The sequence below is a fragment of the Methanosarcina hadiensis genome (assembly GCF_046529725.1).
Taxonomy (GTDB): domain Archaea; phylum Halobacteriota; class Methanosarcinia; order Methanosarcinales; family Methanosarcinaceae; genus Methanosarcina; species Methanosarcina hadiensis.
The window spans coordinates 4,054,438-4,070,543 of record NZ_CP136241.1 but is presented as its reverse complement, the minus strand read 5'-3'; the positions used below and the strand labels follow the sequence as shown (position 1 = coordinate 4,070,543).

At 42.7% G+C, this 16,106-nt stretch carries 13 protein-coding genes; 11 read left to right on the top strand and 2 right to left on the bottom strand.

Going from position 1 to position 16,106, the window contains the following annotated elements:
• The first annotated feature begins 505 nt into the window (after positions 1-505).
• Positions 506-2,878 carry a PGF-pre-PGF domain-containing protein gene (locus RSJ42_RS17525; RefSeq protein ID WP_410508509.1) on the top strand — a complete coding sequence of 791 codons (2,373 nt, stop codon included), beginning with the start codon at positions 506-508 and terminating at the stop codon, positions 2,876-2,878.
• A gap of 673 nt (positions 2,879-3,551) precedes the next feature.
• A complete protein-coding gene (locus RSJ42_RS17520) occupies positions 3,552-6,260 on the top strand; it encodes a PKD domain-containing protein (RefSeq protein WP_410508508.1) in 2,709 nt (902 codons plus the stop codon).
• A gap of 151 nt (positions 6,261-6,411) precedes the next feature.
• Here RSJ42_RS17520 and RSJ42_RS17515 read toward each other — a convergent pair whose 3' ends face one another.
• Entirely contained in the window at positions 6,412-8,751 is a 2,340-nt protein-coding gene (locus RSJ42_RS17515) for an ATP-dependent DNA helicase (RefSeq protein WP_410508507.1), read from the bottom strand.
• 350 nt (positions 8,752-9,101) lie between these two features.
• Entirely contained in the window at positions 9,102-9,488 is a 387-nt protein-coding gene (locus tag RSJ42_RS17510) for a winged helix-turn-helix transcriptional regulator (RefSeq protein WP_410508506.1), read from the bottom strand.
• Positions 9,489-9,646: 158 nt separating this feature from the next.
• Here RSJ42_RS17510 and RSJ42_RS17505 point away from each other — a divergent pair, with 158 nt between their 5' ends.
• The 9 genes from RSJ42_RS17505 to RSJ42_RS17465 all read left to right on the top strand — a co-directional run bounded on the left by RSJ42_RS17505 (position 9,647) and on the right by RSJ42_RS17465 (position 16,071).
• The gene (locus RSJ42_RS17505) at positions 9,647-10,204 is read left to right on the top strand and encodes a flavodoxin family protein (RefSeq protein WP_410508505.1); all 558 of its coding nucleotides are present in this window, start codon (positions 9,647-9,649) and stop codon (positions 10,202-10,204) included.
• A gap of 110 nt (positions 10,205-10,314) precedes the next feature.
• On the top strand, positions 10,315-10,839 hold the full coding sequence (locus RSJ42_RS17500; protein ID WP_410508504.1) for a nitroreductase family protein: 525 nt from the start codon (positions 10,315-10,317) through the stop codon (positions 10,837-10,839).
• Between the two features lie 54 nt (positions 10,840-10,893).
• Entirely contained in the window at positions 10,894-11,184 is a 291-nt protein-coding gene (locus RSJ42_RS17495; protein WP_410508503.1) for a putative quinol monooxygenase, read from the top strand.
• 118 nt (positions 11,185-11,302) lie between these two features.
• Entirely contained in the window at positions 11,303-11,875 is a 573-nt protein-coding gene (locus RSJ42_RS17490) for a flavin reductase family protein (protein WP_410508502.1), read from the top strand.
• A 62-nt stretch (positions 11,876-11,937) separates the two neighbouring features.
• Complete coding sequence (locus RSJ42_RS17485; RefSeq protein WP_410508501.1) at positions 11,938-12,513, top strand: flavodoxin family protein; 576 nt, start codon at positions 11,938-11,940, stop codon at positions 12,511-12,513.
• 72 nt (positions 12,514-12,585) lie between these two features.
• The gene (locus RSJ42_RS17480) at positions 12,586-13,227 is read left to right on the top strand and encodes an NAD(P)H-dependent oxidoreductase (protein WP_410508500.1); all 642 of its coding nucleotides are present in this window, start codon (positions 12,586-12,588) and stop codon (positions 13,225-13,227) included.
• 173 nt (positions 13,228-13,400) lie between these two features.
• Complete coding sequence (gene modA, locus RSJ42_RS17475; RefSeq protein ID WP_410508499.1) at positions 13,401-14,219, top strand: molybdate ABC transporter substrate-binding protein; 819 nt, start codon at positions 13,401-13,403, stop codon at positions 14,217-14,219.
• The gene (locus RSJ42_RS17470; RefSeq protein WP_410508498.1) at positions 14,207-15,013 is read left to right on the top strand and encodes an ABC transporter permease; all 807 of its coding nucleotides are present in this window, start codon (positions 14,207-14,209) and stop codon (positions 15,011-15,013) included. The genes modA and RSJ42_RS17470 overlap by 13 nt, the downstream gene beginning before the upstream one ends.
• Complete coding sequence (locus RSJ42_RS17465) at positions 15,010-16,071, top strand: ATP-binding cassette domain-containing protein (RefSeq protein WP_410508497.1); 1,062 nt, start codon at positions 15,010-15,012, stop codon at positions 16,069-16,071. Before RSJ42_RS17470 ends, RSJ42_RS17465 begins: the two co-directional genes overlap by 4 nt.
• Positions 16,072-16,106 lie beyond the last annotated feature (35 nt).

The window sequence follows — 16,106 nt, the reverse complement described above, 5'->3', positions numbered from 1 at the left end:
TAGCAAAGTAGCTCTTATTAAGTAATCCCTGTTATCTATTTTTGTTCCCTCTTATAATTTAAAGTTAACTCCGTGATAATTTTGAAGAATAATCTTTAAAATTCAGTGCTATTTGAAGGGAAAACAGTAAGTTAAAAAAGAACCTGTTTATCAGTAAAACAAACTGTCAAAAAATAAGCGGTTTATTTTTTTGCTAAGAAAGGCATTGTCTGACCTTTTACCGGAATCAGGTTTATCTAGTTCTATTAAAAAGAATTAATCTAAATCAGTATATTTATATTGTTTCGCATATCTCCCAATTTAGTAAAAGTTTGGAGTTGAGGCGTAAATCTGGTAATAAAAAATCAGCGATTGATATATATAATAAGTTTTTATATTGCTGGTATCATGAATTCATACTGTACCAGCAAATCAATTCATCCGTTACAGATTTTACCCCCAAATATCTTGAGTGGATGGAGGGATTAAAATTAAAAATAAATTGCTTATTTTATCACTATTCCTTTTGCTATTAATTTCGGGAACTGGATCAGCAACTGATATAATCGTCGAGCCAGGAAGTTCTATACAGGTTGCTGTTAACAGTGCAGGTCCAGGTGACACAATAATCATAAAAGCCGGGACCTACACAGAAAATGTCAACATAACTAAAAGTAATCTTACAATCAGGTCAGAGTCCGGAAATCCTGATAATACGATAATTCAAGCTAAAAACTCAAGAGACGCACTCCTAGTGCATACATCTGATGTTACAATTAGCGGACTCAAATTTGTCGGAGGCGGATCCAGCTATTCTGGCATTTATCTGTACAATTGTACTAACTGTATAATTGAGAATAACAAACTTGCAAATAATGGATATGGAATTCGCCTTGGAAGTTCCAGAAAGTGTGCAATCTCAAACAATATAGTCACAGATAATACAGCATATGGGATTTACATTGGAGGTTCCAGCAGCAATATAATTTCAGGGAATACGGCTAATAACAGCACTCGTGGTCTCTATCTCGGTTCCTCTAATTATAATACAATTTCAGGTAATAAAGTTACTTTTAACAGTGAATTAGGATTCTATGAGTGTACCGTTTGCAACCATAATACGATATATAACAACTATTTCAATAATGCCGAAGTGTCCGTAAAAGGCGGATCCGGAAATTCTTATAATATTACAAAAACAGAAGGCACCAATATTATTGGTGGCTCTTACATCGGCGGGAACTACTGGGGAAAACCTGATGGTACAGGCTTTTCCGATACGGCAGTAGATAAGGACGGAGATGGGATCTCAGATTCATCATACCGCTTACCGGGTGACAACACACACTGGGACTACCTGCCCCTAGCATATCCTTCGAGCTCACCCGGTCCCGTGCCTCCGACAGCAGATTTCAGCAGCAGTGTTACTTCGGGAAATGCACCGCTGGATGTAATTTTTGCTGACAAAAGCACAGGAAACCCCACTGCATGGAACTGGAATTTCGGAGATGGAAACAGTTCATCAGACCAGAGCCCTGTACATACATACTCCACAGCAGGAGATTACACTGTAACACTGACAGTAAGCAATGAAAACGGTGAGACTTCAAAATCCAGTACAATTACAGTCTTAGCAAACTCCGAAACCGTTCTTCCTGTTGCAGATTTCGGCACCAATACTACTCAGGGGTCTGCTCCTCTTGCAGTCCAGTTTACCGATCTGTCTCAGAACGCAGTTTCATGGAGCTGGGACTTTGACAATAATGGAGGTCCCGATTCTACAGTCCAGCATCCTGTTTATGTTTATGAAGCTCCAGGAGACTATACTGTTACCCTGACAGTAAGTAATGTAAACGGTACGGATTCGGAAACTAGAGAAATAAAAGTGCTGGAGCCGGAAAAAGAAGGCCTTCCTGTTGCAGATTTCGAAGCTAATGTTACAGGCGGGTATGCTCCACTCTCAGTTCTTTTTACTGACCGCTCACAGGATGCGACCCGGATAGGCTGGGACTTTAATGAAGACGGAGGGACTGATGCAGATACCAGTACAGCAGTTTATGTGTACACCTTCCCAGGGACTTATAAAGTAACCTTAACCGCAACCAATGCGAATGGCACAGCTTCAAAAACCATTACAATAGACGTGGACAGGGAGCATAATGGAGGAAGCAGCGGTGGAAGCAGCGGCGGTGGAGGCGGAGGAGGCGGATCTCCCGAGCCTGCAAAGAACGTAGAGGTTAAGGAACTCTCTCAGGTCTTTATCACGAATGGCAAGGCTGTAAAGTTTGATTTTACTAAGAATGCCACATGTGTAGTGTATGTAGGTTTTGATGCAGTCAAAAACGCAGGCAAGACTACAACCATTGCTGAGCAGCTAAAAAATAAGTCAGCACTTGTCCCAAAACTGCCCGAAGGAGAGGTATATAAGTCCTTTAACGTATGGGTAGGAAACAGCGGGTATGCAACTTCCAAAAATATAGAAAAGCCTGTGATCTGTTTTAAGGTTGAAAAGGCCTGGCTGCAGAATAAAAATGTAGAACAGAAGTCGATCACCCTTAACAGGTATGAGGATAAGGACAAGCATGACGGTAAAGATGGCATCTGGACCGGGCTGCCAGCTGATCTGACAGAAGAAGACGATAAATACCTGTACTTCACAGCAGAGGTCTCCAGCTATGGGTCATTTGCGATAACAGGTAAAGCTGTCCAGGAAATAGCGGAAGAGAATACTCAGCTCCCTGCCGAAGAAAGGTCTGTGGGTGAGATTCAATCCGAAAAGAATGAGGCCAGGGCACCTGAGTCCGATAAGAACAGCAGAAGCGACATCATGTTAAGTATGGTGATTGTGATCGTTGCTCTGGGAGTAATCGGATTGGCGCTGAAAAATATGAAGAAATGAGACTGGAATGTATCAAAGCATTCCATTTTTCTTTATTTGCAGCCAAATAATAGCATGGGTAAACGTAGCAGGAAGAAAGCCAGTATAGAATTTTACTTCTTTATAAAAATTTAATATTAACATGTGGAGCAAAAAACTGGCTATTTTAATGAGCTGATCACAGAACTCAAAATTGCTTATGAGCTCATCCAAAACCGTCTATTAAGAATGAATTTCAGAGACATAATTTTAAAAGTTTTGGGATAGGCTCAATAATTAAATGTTCAGTGTACAATTAAACTATTAATTCAAGGATCTGTATACCTTTTTTTCTTTTTTTGTAAAGTAATAGTTTAAATCAGTATACTTATATTGCTTATATTATTCTCTCGAAATTAAAGTGATTTACACGGTAACTTTTCGTGGGATTACAGGCAGATTCAGCTCAGTTAACTTAGATTTACATTAGTGTATTCGTTGCACAGTAAATGTGGTTTACATAGATTACTAATAACATTAGGACTTACGCGGTTGAACTGAAAAACAACAGCTCTAAACCTTCAACTGTCTAAATAGACGATTTAACTGCAAGGTCTATTGATCATGATTCTAATCCTCAAGTGCGTAAGTCCTAAACATAAATTTAGTTCTTGCTACGGATTTCACCCCCTACTTTCTTTAATGGATGGAGGAATTGGAAATTAAAAACATATTTACTATTTTACTGGGAATTTTTCTTGTTTTAGTATTAATTTCAGGAGCCGGATCAGCGGCTGAGATAGTTATCCAGCCTGGAAGCTCAATACAGACTGCAGTAAACAATGCAAATTCAGGCGATACAATAATCCTGAAACCCGGGACATATTCTGAGAACCTTAACATAACCAAAGGAAACATTACGATAAGATCACAATCCGAAAATCCTGATGATACAATAATAAAATCCAAAAACTCAAGAGACGCGATCCTTTTGCAGGCACCCAATATTACAATTAGCGGGATCAAAGTTACAGGAAGCGGATCCAGTTACGCAGGAATTAACCTGTACAAATGCAGTAAATGTGTAATTGAGAAAAGCAAAGTTACGAATAATGGATATGGAATCCGCCTCACAAGCTCAAGCAGGTGTACGATCTCGAAAAACACTGTCACAGATAATGTAGCATACGGGATTTATCTTGGTAGTTCCAGCCTTAACACAATCTCAGGAAATACTGCTAATAATGATAACCGCGGCATACATGTGGGATCTTCCGACGACAATAAGCTTTCAGGCAATACTGTAACTTCAAACAGTGCTTCTGGCATGTATGTTTGCGGGCTCAGCGACAGGAACCTTATCTATGACAATTACTTCAACAATACTAACATGACAATCAAAAGCGGGATAGGGAATTCCTATAATACCACAAAAACCGCAGGTAAAAACGTTGTTGGAGGGACATACATTGGTGGAAACTTCTGGGGCAAACCCGATGGTTCAGGCTTCTCCAATAAAGCTACAGATAAAGACGGAGATGGGATTTCCGATTCCCCATATACCAATATAACAAGCAGCATATACTCGGACTACCTGCCTCTTGTAACTTCTTCAAGCCCGTCAGCTCTTGAAGCGGATTTCAGCAGCAATGTTACCTCAGGGACTGCACCGCTTAACGTCCAGTTTAATGACGCAAGTACAGGTTCACCAACTGCATGGAACTGGAGTTTCGGAGACGGCACATACTCAGCAGTTCAGAACCCAGCGCATATTTATTCGTCAGCAGGAAACTATACGGTAGCACTTACAGTAAGCAATGCTGCAGGCAGCAATACAGCAACAAAGTTGAATTATATTAAAGTTACAGGAACTGCGGTAGCAAAACCAGTCTTAAACTATTGGGGTTCTCCGAGAAATGGAACCGCACCACATACCGTATACTTTAAAGACAATTCATCAAACTCGCCCACTGCATGGAACTGGACTTTCGGAGACGGGACATATTCAACTGAAAGAAATCCGGTACACACGTATACAAAACCGGGAACTTACACGATATATATCACAGTAAGCAATGCAGCAGGAAGTACTTCAGGAGGAAAAGGTAACTATATAACAGTGACAGGAAACAGTTCGACAATGCCGGTTGCCGCGTTTTCGGCATCCCCAACCTCAGGAAATGCTCCACTGAATGTAACCTTTACTGATAGCAGTACAGGTTCACCAACCGCATGGAACTGGAGTTTCGGAGATGGAACATACTCAACTGAAAAGAATCCGGTACACACATACACAGCAGCAGGAAACTACACAGTAGCACTTACAGTAAGCAATACTGCAGGCAGCAATACAGCAACGAAGTCGAATTACATAGTAGTAACCGGAACAGCAGTACAAAAGCCGGTTGCAAGCTTCAGCAGCAATGTAACTTCAGGAAAAGTGCCGCTCAATGTCCAGTTTAATGATACCAGTACGGGTTCACCAGCTACATGGAACTGGAATTTTGGAGACGGAAACTCTTCAACAGAGAAGAATCCAAAGCACATATATTCGACAGCAGGAAACTATACGGTAGCACTTACAGTAAGCAATGCTGCAGGCAGCAATACAGCAACAAAATCGAATTATATTACAGTAGCAGGGACAGCTTTAGCGAAACCAGTCCTGAATTACTGGGGGTCTCCGAGAAATGGAACCGTACCACACACAGTATCTTTTAAAGACAACTCCTCAAACTCGCCAACTGCATGGAACTGGACTTTCGGAGACGGGACATATTCAACTGAAAGGAATCCGGTACACACGTATACAAAACCAGGGACATATACAATATATATTACAGTAACCAATGCGGCAGGAAGCACTTCAGGAGGAAAAGGTAACTATATAACAGTGACAGGAAACAGTTCGACAATGCCGGTTGCCGCGTTTTCGGCATCCCCAGCATCAGGAAGTGCTCCACTGAATGTAACCTTTACTGACATAAGTACAGGTTCACCAACCGCATGGAACTGGAGTTTTGGGGACGGGACATACTCAACAAGCAAAAGTCCTGTGCATAAATATTCTTCAGCAGGAAATTATACGGTAGCACTTACAGCAACCAATGCAGCAGGAAGCAATACAGTAACAAAATCGAATTATATTAAAGTGACAGGAACTGTGGTAGCAAAACCAGTCTTAAACTACTGGGGGTCTCCGAGAAATGGAACTGCACCACATACCGTATCATTTAAAGACAATTCATCAAACTCTCCCACTGCATGGAAATGGAATTTCGGAGACGGAACGTATTCAACTGAAAGAAATCCGGTACACACATATACAAAACCGGGAACTTACACAATATATATTACAGTAACCAATGAGGCAGGAAGTACTTCAGGAGGAAAGGGTAATTATATAACAGTCAAAAGTGCCTGAAACTTTGTCGGAAAGTCATTCAGGAAATCAGTTAGGAAGTCAGTTAAGCAGAAAAAAAATAGTAAAAACAAGTAAGAAAATAAAAAGAAAGAAAAATCAGGAATTCAACGAAAGTAAATTTGAAAGCCGGAGTAATCAAGCAATTCTCCTTTCAGAGTTTTTCTGCGAGGCTACCGAAATCCAGCCTTCCTGAAGCCGGCTTCTCCGGCTCCTTTTTATTTTCCTCATTTATTTCGGATCTATAAGGCATTATATTTGCAAAGAACTCTTCTACCAGGCTCCCTATGTCCTTTGGAGCCACATCAATGAACTCTTTGCTCTCTTCAGGCGGGAAATATCCGAAAACCGAAAATTTACCCAGTTTACGCATCTGGGAACCCTGGTAACGGGCATCAAGGAGTATCCTTACCCCGAAATCTCCTGGAAAGCGGACAACTCTTCCCATCGCCTGTCTCACTTTCCTGATTGTCGGCACCTGGACTGCAAATTCCCAGCCCTCCCCGCAGCCAAAAACAGTATCATAAGCAGACTCGACAGCCTTTATCCTGTCATTCAGAGCCGGATATCCAACACCCACAACAATAACAGTCCTGCCGCGGGAATCCCTGAAATCAACGCCTTCGCTCAGTGTTCCCCAGAGATAGGTTATAAGTACTGCTTTTCCTCCCTCTTCCCCTATTTTGAAAAACTTTTGCCTGATTCCCTGGGCTGAAACTCCGACTTCGTCAAGGAAAACAGGAACCGAAAGGTAAGGCTCAAGAAGCTTCGTATAGCGAAGCGCTTCTGCATAGCTCTGGAAATAAATGATTACATTTCCGGGAGAGGCGGCAGTGGCAGCAAGAAGTGCTTCTCTTAAACCCTCCAGAGTCTCCGGGCTGTCCCTGTTTTTTGCAAAGAGAGGAGGAAATGAAACTGCCAGAGTAAGCCTTCTTTCCTGCGGGAAAGTAGTCCCAAAGGTGATTTCTTCCACTTCCCGCGAAATACCCAGTGTTGATTTGACCATTTCAAAAGGCCTGAGGGTAGCAGACATCAGCACTGCAGAATAAACGGAATCGAGCAAAGGCTGAGTTACGTTCTTAGGAATGCAGGTGAAGAGTTCAAGCCTGCCCACCACTCTGTCACTTTTAAAGTCCCTGCGCATGTTCAGGATCGGATAATAGTTCTGCCTGTCCGAGAGCACAAGGTAAGAAGAAAGAAAATCTGCGACATATCGGATCTGGGAACGCTTGGGGACAGAAAGAAGCCCTTTTTTGTAGTTTTCGGCATAGATCTCTTCCAGCCTGCCTCCGAACTCCCCGATTTCCCGCAGCCGGGTCAGTACCTTTTCTTCGTCTGCAAACCCTTCTCTCTGTGCATCCCGCAAAAAGCGTGCCTTCAGCACATCATGGCGTTCATAAGGGTCGCTTATCTGAATATCCTGCCAGTTCTTTCCAAGCCTGTTCCTTTCCCCGAACTTCAGCTTTGAGTCATAAATATCCCTGATAGCATTAAGAAGGCAGGAAAAAAGCCTTTTGGCATAGAGCCGGGAAGCATAGTCCTGGTCAAGAGGGATTCCCGTACCTGACCCTGAACCTGCCCCGAATACCGGAGAACTGTCCGGCTCAGGAATCTCTCCGACTTCGGAAAGGGCTTTTTCGACAGTCAATTCCGAAAGCATTATGGAGGAATGTGAACGGGCTGAAGACTCGATATTGTGAGCTTCGTCAAAAATAAGAATAACATCTTCGGGGTCTTTTTCAAGCCATTTAAGGAGAGTCATGAAGATCTCGGCACTTAACACATGGTGGAAATTACAGATAAGAAGTTCCGCGTTCTTGAGCTCTTTTTTAAGCAGCTCATACCCGCACATGCCCCGGTCCTCTGCATATTCCATAATTTCTTCGGGGCTCCTGACATCCGAAAAGAGCCAGGAAGAAAATTCAGTTCCTTCGGACTTGAGGACTTCGTAAAGCCCCGGACAGGAATGGTTTCTCAGGGACTGCGCCTTTTTTCGGGCTTCATCGAGTTCTTTTTCAAGCTCGTTCCTGAGAATATAAAGAGCAGGATCTTTTGATTTCTTATGTTTTTCAAAGGCGTCTTTGAGTTCTTTTTCCTTTGAAGATACCTCACGCTCAAAATCAAGCAGGTCATAGGTATTTTCCCCTTTGAGCCGGCATTCTTCATAGTCAAGATTATCAGGGCACATTGAGGTTTTGCCTTTAAAAACGATTGTTTTTATGCTGTTGTCCCTGTTAATATCCCTTGCCTCATGTATGAACTGGACCATCTGCTGGTGGACATTCGTAACTATAATTACTACCTTGTTAAGTTTCTTTCCCACATGCAGTGCAGGAGCAAGCGCACTCAGGGTCTTGCCTGTACCGCACGCCCCTTCAAAAAGCACTATTTTCTCTTTCAGGAGGGCAGAATGGATCTTCTCCATAGCCTTTGCCTGGTTTGGGTAGCAGTTTTTTTTAGTAAAATATCGCATGTATCCATTATTTTGCATCATCGCTTAACCCTGAGATCTCTACGGTTTCCGGAACTCTGTTAGTTTATAAGTCTTCGTTTCTGTATACGATAACAGCTCAAATTACTGTTTCTTTGAGTCAATTTTAAGTGCTGTCATTGGGGACTTAAAATTCGTAACCAAATTAGCTATGGCTTCAACAGTAATTAAATATTTTGAGGCTTATTTTTATAAAAACCAATATCTGTTTTATAGATTCATTATTTTGAAAATATGTACCCTTCAGATAAGTTCTATAAAAATGAATTCCTGATGTTACATTCCTAATGTTACATTCCCAATGTTACATTCCTGATGCTACATCCTCATGTTACATTCCTGACATCACCAGGTTATTGTAAAACATGGCAACCAGCGGCTTTTAAGCCCTCATTTTTACCGGAGTCACATTCTCTTTGAAGGTATTTACTTCCCCATTCGCAGAGAGCATCCAGGACAGGAAGTACGGTTTTTCCGAATTCTGTCAAGGAGTATTCAACTCGGGGAGGAATTTCGGGATAAACCTCTCTTAAAACAAGCCCGGCTTCTTCAAGCTCCCTGAGCTGTTTTGTGAGCATTTTGGGAGAGATTCCCTGCATACTCTGCTGAAGCCCTGAAAACCTCAGTTTTTCCGTTTTCAGCTGCCAGAGAATAACGGGTTTCCATTTGCCGCCGATTACGTCCAGAGTCGCTTCAACAGGGCATTGATAGCGTTTATTGTTTTTTGCCTCACTTGCCATAAGCTTTCATTGTATCCTTTTTGTTACTAAGTATCCGGATAGTATGTATAGTATATAAGTATAGTTGCTGTAAATTAAATATCGATAAAGAAAGTTACTGACAGAATAGCTTTTATTTTGCCAAAAAAAGCTCGGATTAAAATATAAAAGGTGTAAAAATGAAAGTCATAGGAATTGTTGGAAGTCCCCGAAAGAATGGAAACACAAACATCCTTGTGCAGCAGGTCCTTGAAGGCGCAGCAGAGGCAGGTGCAGAGACAAGGAACTTTTTCCTCAACGAAATGAACTACAAAGGCTGCCAGGGATGCGGCTACTGCAAGAGCCACGATAAGTGCAAACTTGAAGACGACCTTATGGAACTATTTAATGAACTTGCATCAGCAGACGGGGTTGTTTTCGGCTCTCCGATCTACTTTGGCCAGTTTACAGGCCAGATGAGGTTATTCATTGACCGCTGTTATTCCCTTATAAACGCCGACTTCTCTAGCCGCCTCCCTGCCGGAAAAAAAGCAGTGATAATAGGAACCCAGGGGGCACCTGATGCAGCAGCTTTTAAAGGAGTTTATGACGAATTCGGAGGGCAGATCTCCAACTTCATGCGTATGGATGTAAAGGATACGATTGTAGGAATCGGATACCACGCTCCCGGAGAAGTAAAGGAAGATTCCGTAATCATGGATAAAGCAAAAAACGCAGGCCTTAACCTTTTTAAGTAAAAGATAAACCGGGAAAGAAAACAAAAAGGAAAGAAAACAAAAGAGGGCGAGAGAAAGCTGAAGAAAATTTCCTCGCCCGTGTTTAAGGAATGAATAGGAGGAGTTTGAATATGGAAACTCTTGAAGCAATCCACACTCGCCGAAGCATCCGAAAGTACACTGACAGACCAGTTCCGAGAGAACTCGTTACCGAACTTCTGAGGGCTGCTATGAGCGCTCCATCTGCGGTCAATGCCCAGCCCTGGATCTTCATTGTAATCGATGACAGAAAAATTCTGGACGAGATTCACACATTCAGCCCTTATGCCGGCATGTGCAGGGAAGCTCCCCTGGCAATCCTTGTTTGCGGGGATACTACGCAGGAAAAAGCACCCGGGTACTGGGTGCAGGACTGCTCGGCAGCCATTCAGAACCTCCTTCTTGCAGCTCATGATGCAGGGCTGGGAGCAGTCTGGACAGGAATTTTTCCTATGACAGACAGGGTTAAGGGTTTTAGGAAAGCATTTGGGTTGCCTGATCATGTATTTCCTCTCGGGCTTGTGCCCGTTGGTTACCCTGCAGAAAAACCCGGACCTCAGGACAGGTATAGAAAAGAAAAGGTTTACCACAACAGGTACGGTCAGATGAGAGAATAATACTTTAAGACTCACCGGATATAGATTAAAAATTATTTACAGGCTGGTGATTTTTTGACTATAAGAGTTGTTGCAAAAAATCAGGTCAAACCTGAGAAAGTTCAGGAGTTTATGGGATTGTGTAAAAACCTTATTGAAGAGACACTGAAAGAAGAGGGCTGCATAGAATATGGGGTGTATCAGGAACTGGAGAAGCCAGAAATTCTGACAATGTTAGAAGAATGGAAAGACGAGAGCAGCCTGGATCAACATATAAAATCCGATCATTTTAGAGAGATATTTCCTTTGCTCTCAGAATGCCTGGAGAAAGAGACTGAAATCAATATATACAGAAAAAAGCTGTAATTTTTTCATTCCTGAAATTCTTTTTCTATTTCGTTTTTTGAATGAGGCTGATCAAACTCGATGTGCCTCAAACTCGATATAGAGACATAAATGCTAAGAAGGTTGGGGAAGAGTAGCAATGGCAGAGAAAGTAAAGATCAATAATAATGTATTCGTTTATCCCATGCCTGTGACCCTTTTAGGGGCAAACGTGAAAGGAAAAGCTAATTTTATGGCGCTGGGCTGGGTAAGCCGTGTAAATGCAAACCCACCAATGATTGGAGCAGGGGTTCATAAATCCCATTATACGCCGGAAGGTATCATGGAAAATAAAACCTTCAGCGTAAACTTCCCTTATTCTGAGATGATAAAAGAAACTGACTATTGCGGGCTTGTTTCAGGAAAAAAAGCTGATAAGTCAGACCTGTTTGAAGTGTTTTATGGTGACCTCGAAACCGCTCCCATGATCAAAGAATGCACTCTGAACCTTGAATGCAGGCTTGTTGAAACCCTGGAATTTCCTACAAACTACTTTTTTGTGGGAGAAATCATTGAAGCTTATTCGGAAGAGCAGTACCTGACACAGGGTAGACCGGATATCAAAAAAATGGAGCCGCTGCTTCTCACTATGCCGGACAACGGCTACTGGACCGTAGGAGACTATGCAGGGGAAGCCTGGAAAACAGGCAAAAGCCTGATGGATAAAAAATGACAGTAAAGTTTGTTGAAGAAGGCTTGCTTTAGAATCGACAATAATAACAGGAGAGACAAATAATGAAAGTAGTTGCATTTAATGGAAGCCCTCGGAAAGAAGGAAATACAGCTTCCCTGATAAAGCATGTACTTGCAGAGCTTGAAAAAGAAGGAATAGAAACCGAAATCGTGCAAATAGGGGGAAAGAGCGTACATGGCTGTATTGCCTGTTCAAAATGTTTTGAGAACAGAGACAGGAAGTGTGTAATTAACAAAGATATTGTCAATGAGTGCATTGAAAAAATGCTTGAGGCTGACGGCATAATCCTTGCTTCACCCACGTATTTTGCAGACCTGACACCCGAACTCAAAGCCCTTATAGACAGAGCGGGCTTTGTTGCGAAAGCGAATAACGAAATGTTCAAACGTAAAGTTGGAGCAGCCGTTGTTGCAGTAAGGAGAGCGGGGTCAATCCATGTTTTTGACTCCATTAACCATTTCTTCACGATTTCCCAGATGGTAATTCCCGGATCCAGCTACTGGAATATGGGGATAGGGCTTGCCGAAGGGGACGTTGAAAAGGATGAAGAGGGTATCCGGACAATGCAGGTTCTGGGACAGAACATGGCATGGCTTTTGAAAAAGCTCAATGCATAACCTGACGAGAGAAGCAGCCTTACTTATTTATTCAGGGAAACGAATCTCATGAATAGGATAAGGGGGAATTAAATGAAAGTCCTTTACATTTTTGCACATCCCGAGCCGAAGTCCTTTAACGCTGCCATGAAAGACACAGCTCTCGCTGCCCTGAAGGAAAAGGGGCACGAAGTAAAGCTCTCCGACCTTTATGCAATGGAATTTAATCCGATTTTGAAAGCCTCGGACTTTCCTGACAGGAAAAACCCGGATTTTTTTAATCCTTTCCTCGAAGCTATCAAAGCCTCAAAAACAGGGGCTTTTTCACCCGATATAAAAGAAGAAATGGAAAAAGTAAGATGGGCTGACCTGTTGATTTTTCAGTTTCCCATTTACTTCACTGCCATGCCAGCTCTAATGAAAGGCTGGATAGACCGTGTACTGGCGCCGGGATTTGGGTTTAATCCCGTAACCAACAGCGCCTACGATACCGGACTTTTCAAAGTAAAATCAGCAATGCTTGCATTTACTGCCGGTGCTCCGAAAGAAGTTTATTCCGAAGGCGGGGCACATGGGGATATTTACAGGCATCTCGAATCCATAACTCACTGCGTCTTTGAGTATATGGGAATGAAAGTACTTCCCTCCTTCATGGTCTTCGAGGCTGGCAATATGTCCGGAGAAAGAGGGGACGAGGAACTGGAAAAGTATAGACAGAGAATCTCCGAGCTTTAAATAGGCAGGAAAACGTATTTTTTTTCTTTTTTTAAAAATTCGGGGTTGAGAAGCAGCCTGAATATTATACTGTTTTTTAAAAATATTTATATGTGGCAATTTTACAAAAAACTTTATTAACCGTTATGTATGTTCAAACATATCATTGAAATTCCATCTGAAGAGGTCTTTGAGTGAAAAAAGTCTACGCATTCATAATTATTGCCGTGCTGGCAATGGCTCTGGCTGGCTCAGGTTGTGCTGAGAGAGAAGCTTCTGCTCATGTTTCCGAAGAGCCGAAAAAAGAGTTTGAGGGAAGGCAGCTCGTTGTTTGTGCCGGAGCCGGGCTGATGAAGCCCATAAATGAATTGATCGGAAATTTTGAAAACGAAACCGGAGCGGATATAGAAGTCCGTTATGGAGGAAGTGCTGAAATCTTCGGGTTTTTGACTTCAAAAGAATGTGATGTCTTTATTCCTGGAGATTACTATTATACGGAACAGGCAATGGACAGGAATTATGTTTTCAATGAAAGCGTGGAAAATCTCACCCTGCATGTCCCGGTTATCGCAGTGCCTGCAGGAAACCCTGCAAATGTAAGCGGACTTGAAGGTCTGGCAGAACCCGGAGTAAAAATTGCTCTCGGAGATCCTAACGGACCTGCAATAGGCAAAGTCTCGGAGGCAATATGTACACAGGCAGGTATTCTCCCTGCATTAGAAAATAATACAATTGTCAAAACCGCAACTGTAAACCAGCTTTTGATCTATATAGCATCAGGAGAGGTTGATGCAACAATTATCTGGGAAGACATGGCAAGCTGGGGAGAAACCAGCGGAAAACTCGAGATAATCCCTATCCCTGAAGAACAGAACAAAATAAAGACCATACCCACAGCAGTTTCCGTATATACTGAAGACCGTGAACTTGCAGATGCGTTTAACACTTACATTGCAGGAGAAGAAGCGGAAGATATCTGGGAAAAATGGGGCTTTAAGCCATGCGGCCCTTAAAATACCCTGATATGAAAAATTCATGGTTCAGGAAACTCACTGTGGGTATTGCCTGCACCTTTACTTTTTTGCTTTTTATTACTGTAGGTACCCTGCTTTTTGTGCTCAAACCTTCAGAGCTCCTCTCAGCCCTGTTTTCGGAAGAAATGATTTATTCCATGAAACTTTCCATGCTGACCTCTTCAGTATCAACATTTTCTGTCATATGCTGCTCAATACCGACAGCCTATGCTCTTTCCCGTTTTTCCTTTCCGGGAAAAAGTATTATAAAAACCATACTCGGGCTTCCAATGGCATTTCCGGAACTGGTGATGGGCCTCGCCCTCCTGCTCCTTTTCGGTCAGGGATTTCTCGGACCTTACCTTGAAGTCCTGGGAATAAAAGTAACCTTCAGCAAGCTTGGGATAATAATTGCCCAGTTTTTTGTAGCCTTTCCTTATGCTGTAAGAGTTATCTACTCAACCTTTGAAGACATCAACCCCAGATACGAACAGGTCTCAAGAAGCTTCGGGTATGGGGAATTCGAGACCTTCAGGCACGTTACCCTTCCGATGGCAAGGAGCGGACTTTTTGCTTCGGGAGTGATTACCTTTGCCCGATGCATGGGAGCATTTGGCGCCGTACTGGTGCTTGCAGGAGGCTCATATATGCATACGGAAGTCCTGCCTGTGACCCTCTACCTGAATATTTCTTACGGCAACCTGGAAATGGCAATCACAAGCGGAATTCTGTTAATGGGAATTGCCTTTCTTGCAATCCTCGGCTTTGAAAAGTTCGAAGGAGGCAGGATATGAGTTTTCTTGAGGTAAGGGACCTCAGCCTTGACATTGGAAACTTCGAACTCAACGGGATAGGGCTAAAAGCCGAAAAAGAGGATTACCTGGCTTTAATAGGCCCTACAGGCAGCGGGAAATCTCTGCTTCTTGAAACCATAATAGGGTTTTACAGGCCTGAGAAAGGCAGGATCATCCTCGAAGGAAAGGATATTACCGACCTTCCCCCGGATATGAGACATATAAGTATAGTGTATCAGGATCACATGCTTTTTCCCCATATGGATGTTTTTAAAAACATAGCATATGCTCTCCGGAAAAAACTGAGGGACAAAAAACAGATTGAAACCGAAGTAAAACAGATCTCTGAAGTTCTCGGGATAAGAGAGCTTATGCACAGAAAGCCGGCTACCCTGAGCGGAGGAGAGAAGCAAAGGGCAACTCTTGCAAGGAGCCTTGTAGTCAGGCCAAAGCTGCTCCTTCTGGACGAGCCTTTCAGCGCCCTTGATGCAAGGACAAAAGAAAGAATCAGGGAGATGCTGAAAAAAGCAATCCGCGAATACAGTACCACTGTCCTGCATGTAACCCATGATTTCGAAGACGTCTGGGCTCTCGCTAACCGCGTGGTTGTCATAAAAAAAGGAGAAGTTATGCAGGCAGGAGACCTGGAATCCATATTCAGAAGGCCTTCTCCGGACTTTGTGGCTGAGTTTCTCGGCACCAATGTGCTGAAAGGAAAGGTAAAGACCATAGAAGGAAAACTGGCGGTAATAGAAGCCGGAAATATGAGGATATATTCTTCAGACCCTGCCGAACCCGGGGAAGAAGTGACAGTCTCAATCCGTCCTGAAGAGGTCATCCTAGCCAGGGAAACCGTGGAAAGTTCTGCCCGAAACATTTTGAGAGGAAGAATTTCAGGGATCTTCAAAAAGGAACACGTTGTTGTGGTGAATGTGGAAATAGGAGGCAAAGAGATTAAAACAGTCATTACACCGACTTCGTGTGAAATGCTCGGGCTCGAACCAGGCAAAGGAATCTATGCCGTGTTTAAAGCTTCAAATGCCAAGATAATAAGGTAAATCCATAAAAATGGTGGTTCAAAGGTGAATCAATA

Bases quoted from the DNA above. Each gene is read 5' to 3' on its own strand.
- RSJ42_RS17470 (WP_410508498.1), top strand. From the start codon at position 14,207: ATGCGGCCCTTAAAATACCCTGATATGAAAAATTCATGGTTCAGGAAA.
- RSJ42_RS17515 (WP_410508507.1), bottom strand. From the start codon at position 8,751: ATGATGCAAAATAATGGATACATGCGATATTTTACTAAAAAAAACTGC.
- RSJ42_RS17480 (WP_410508500.1), top strand. From the start codon at position 12,586: ATGAAAGTCCTTTACATTTTTGCACATCCCGAGCCGAAGTCCTTTAAC.
- RSJ42_RS17510 (WP_410508506.1), bottom strand. From the start codon at position 9,488: ATGGCAAGTGAGGCAAAAAACAATAAACGCTATCAATGCCCTGTTGAA.
- RSJ42_RS17485 (WP_410508501.1), top strand. From the start codon at position 11,938: ATGAAAGTAGTTGCATTTAATGGAAGCCCTCGGAAAGAAGGAAATACA.
- RSJ42_RS17505 (WP_410508505.1), top strand. From the start codon at position 9,647: ATGAAAGTCATAGGAATTGTTGGAAGTCCCCGAAAGAATGGAAACACA.
- RSJ42_RS17500 (WP_410508504.1), top strand. From the start codon at position 10,315: ATGGAAACTCTTGAAGCAATCCACACTCGCCGAAGCATCCGAAAGTAC.
- RSJ42_RS17465 (WP_410508497.1), top strand. From the start codon at position 15,010: ATGAGTTTTCTTGAGGTAAGGGACCTCAGCCTTGACATTGGAAACTTC.
- RSJ42_RS17490 (WP_410508502.1), top strand. From the start codon at position 11,303: ATGGCAGAGAAAGTAAAGATCAATAATAATGTATTCGTTTATCCCATG.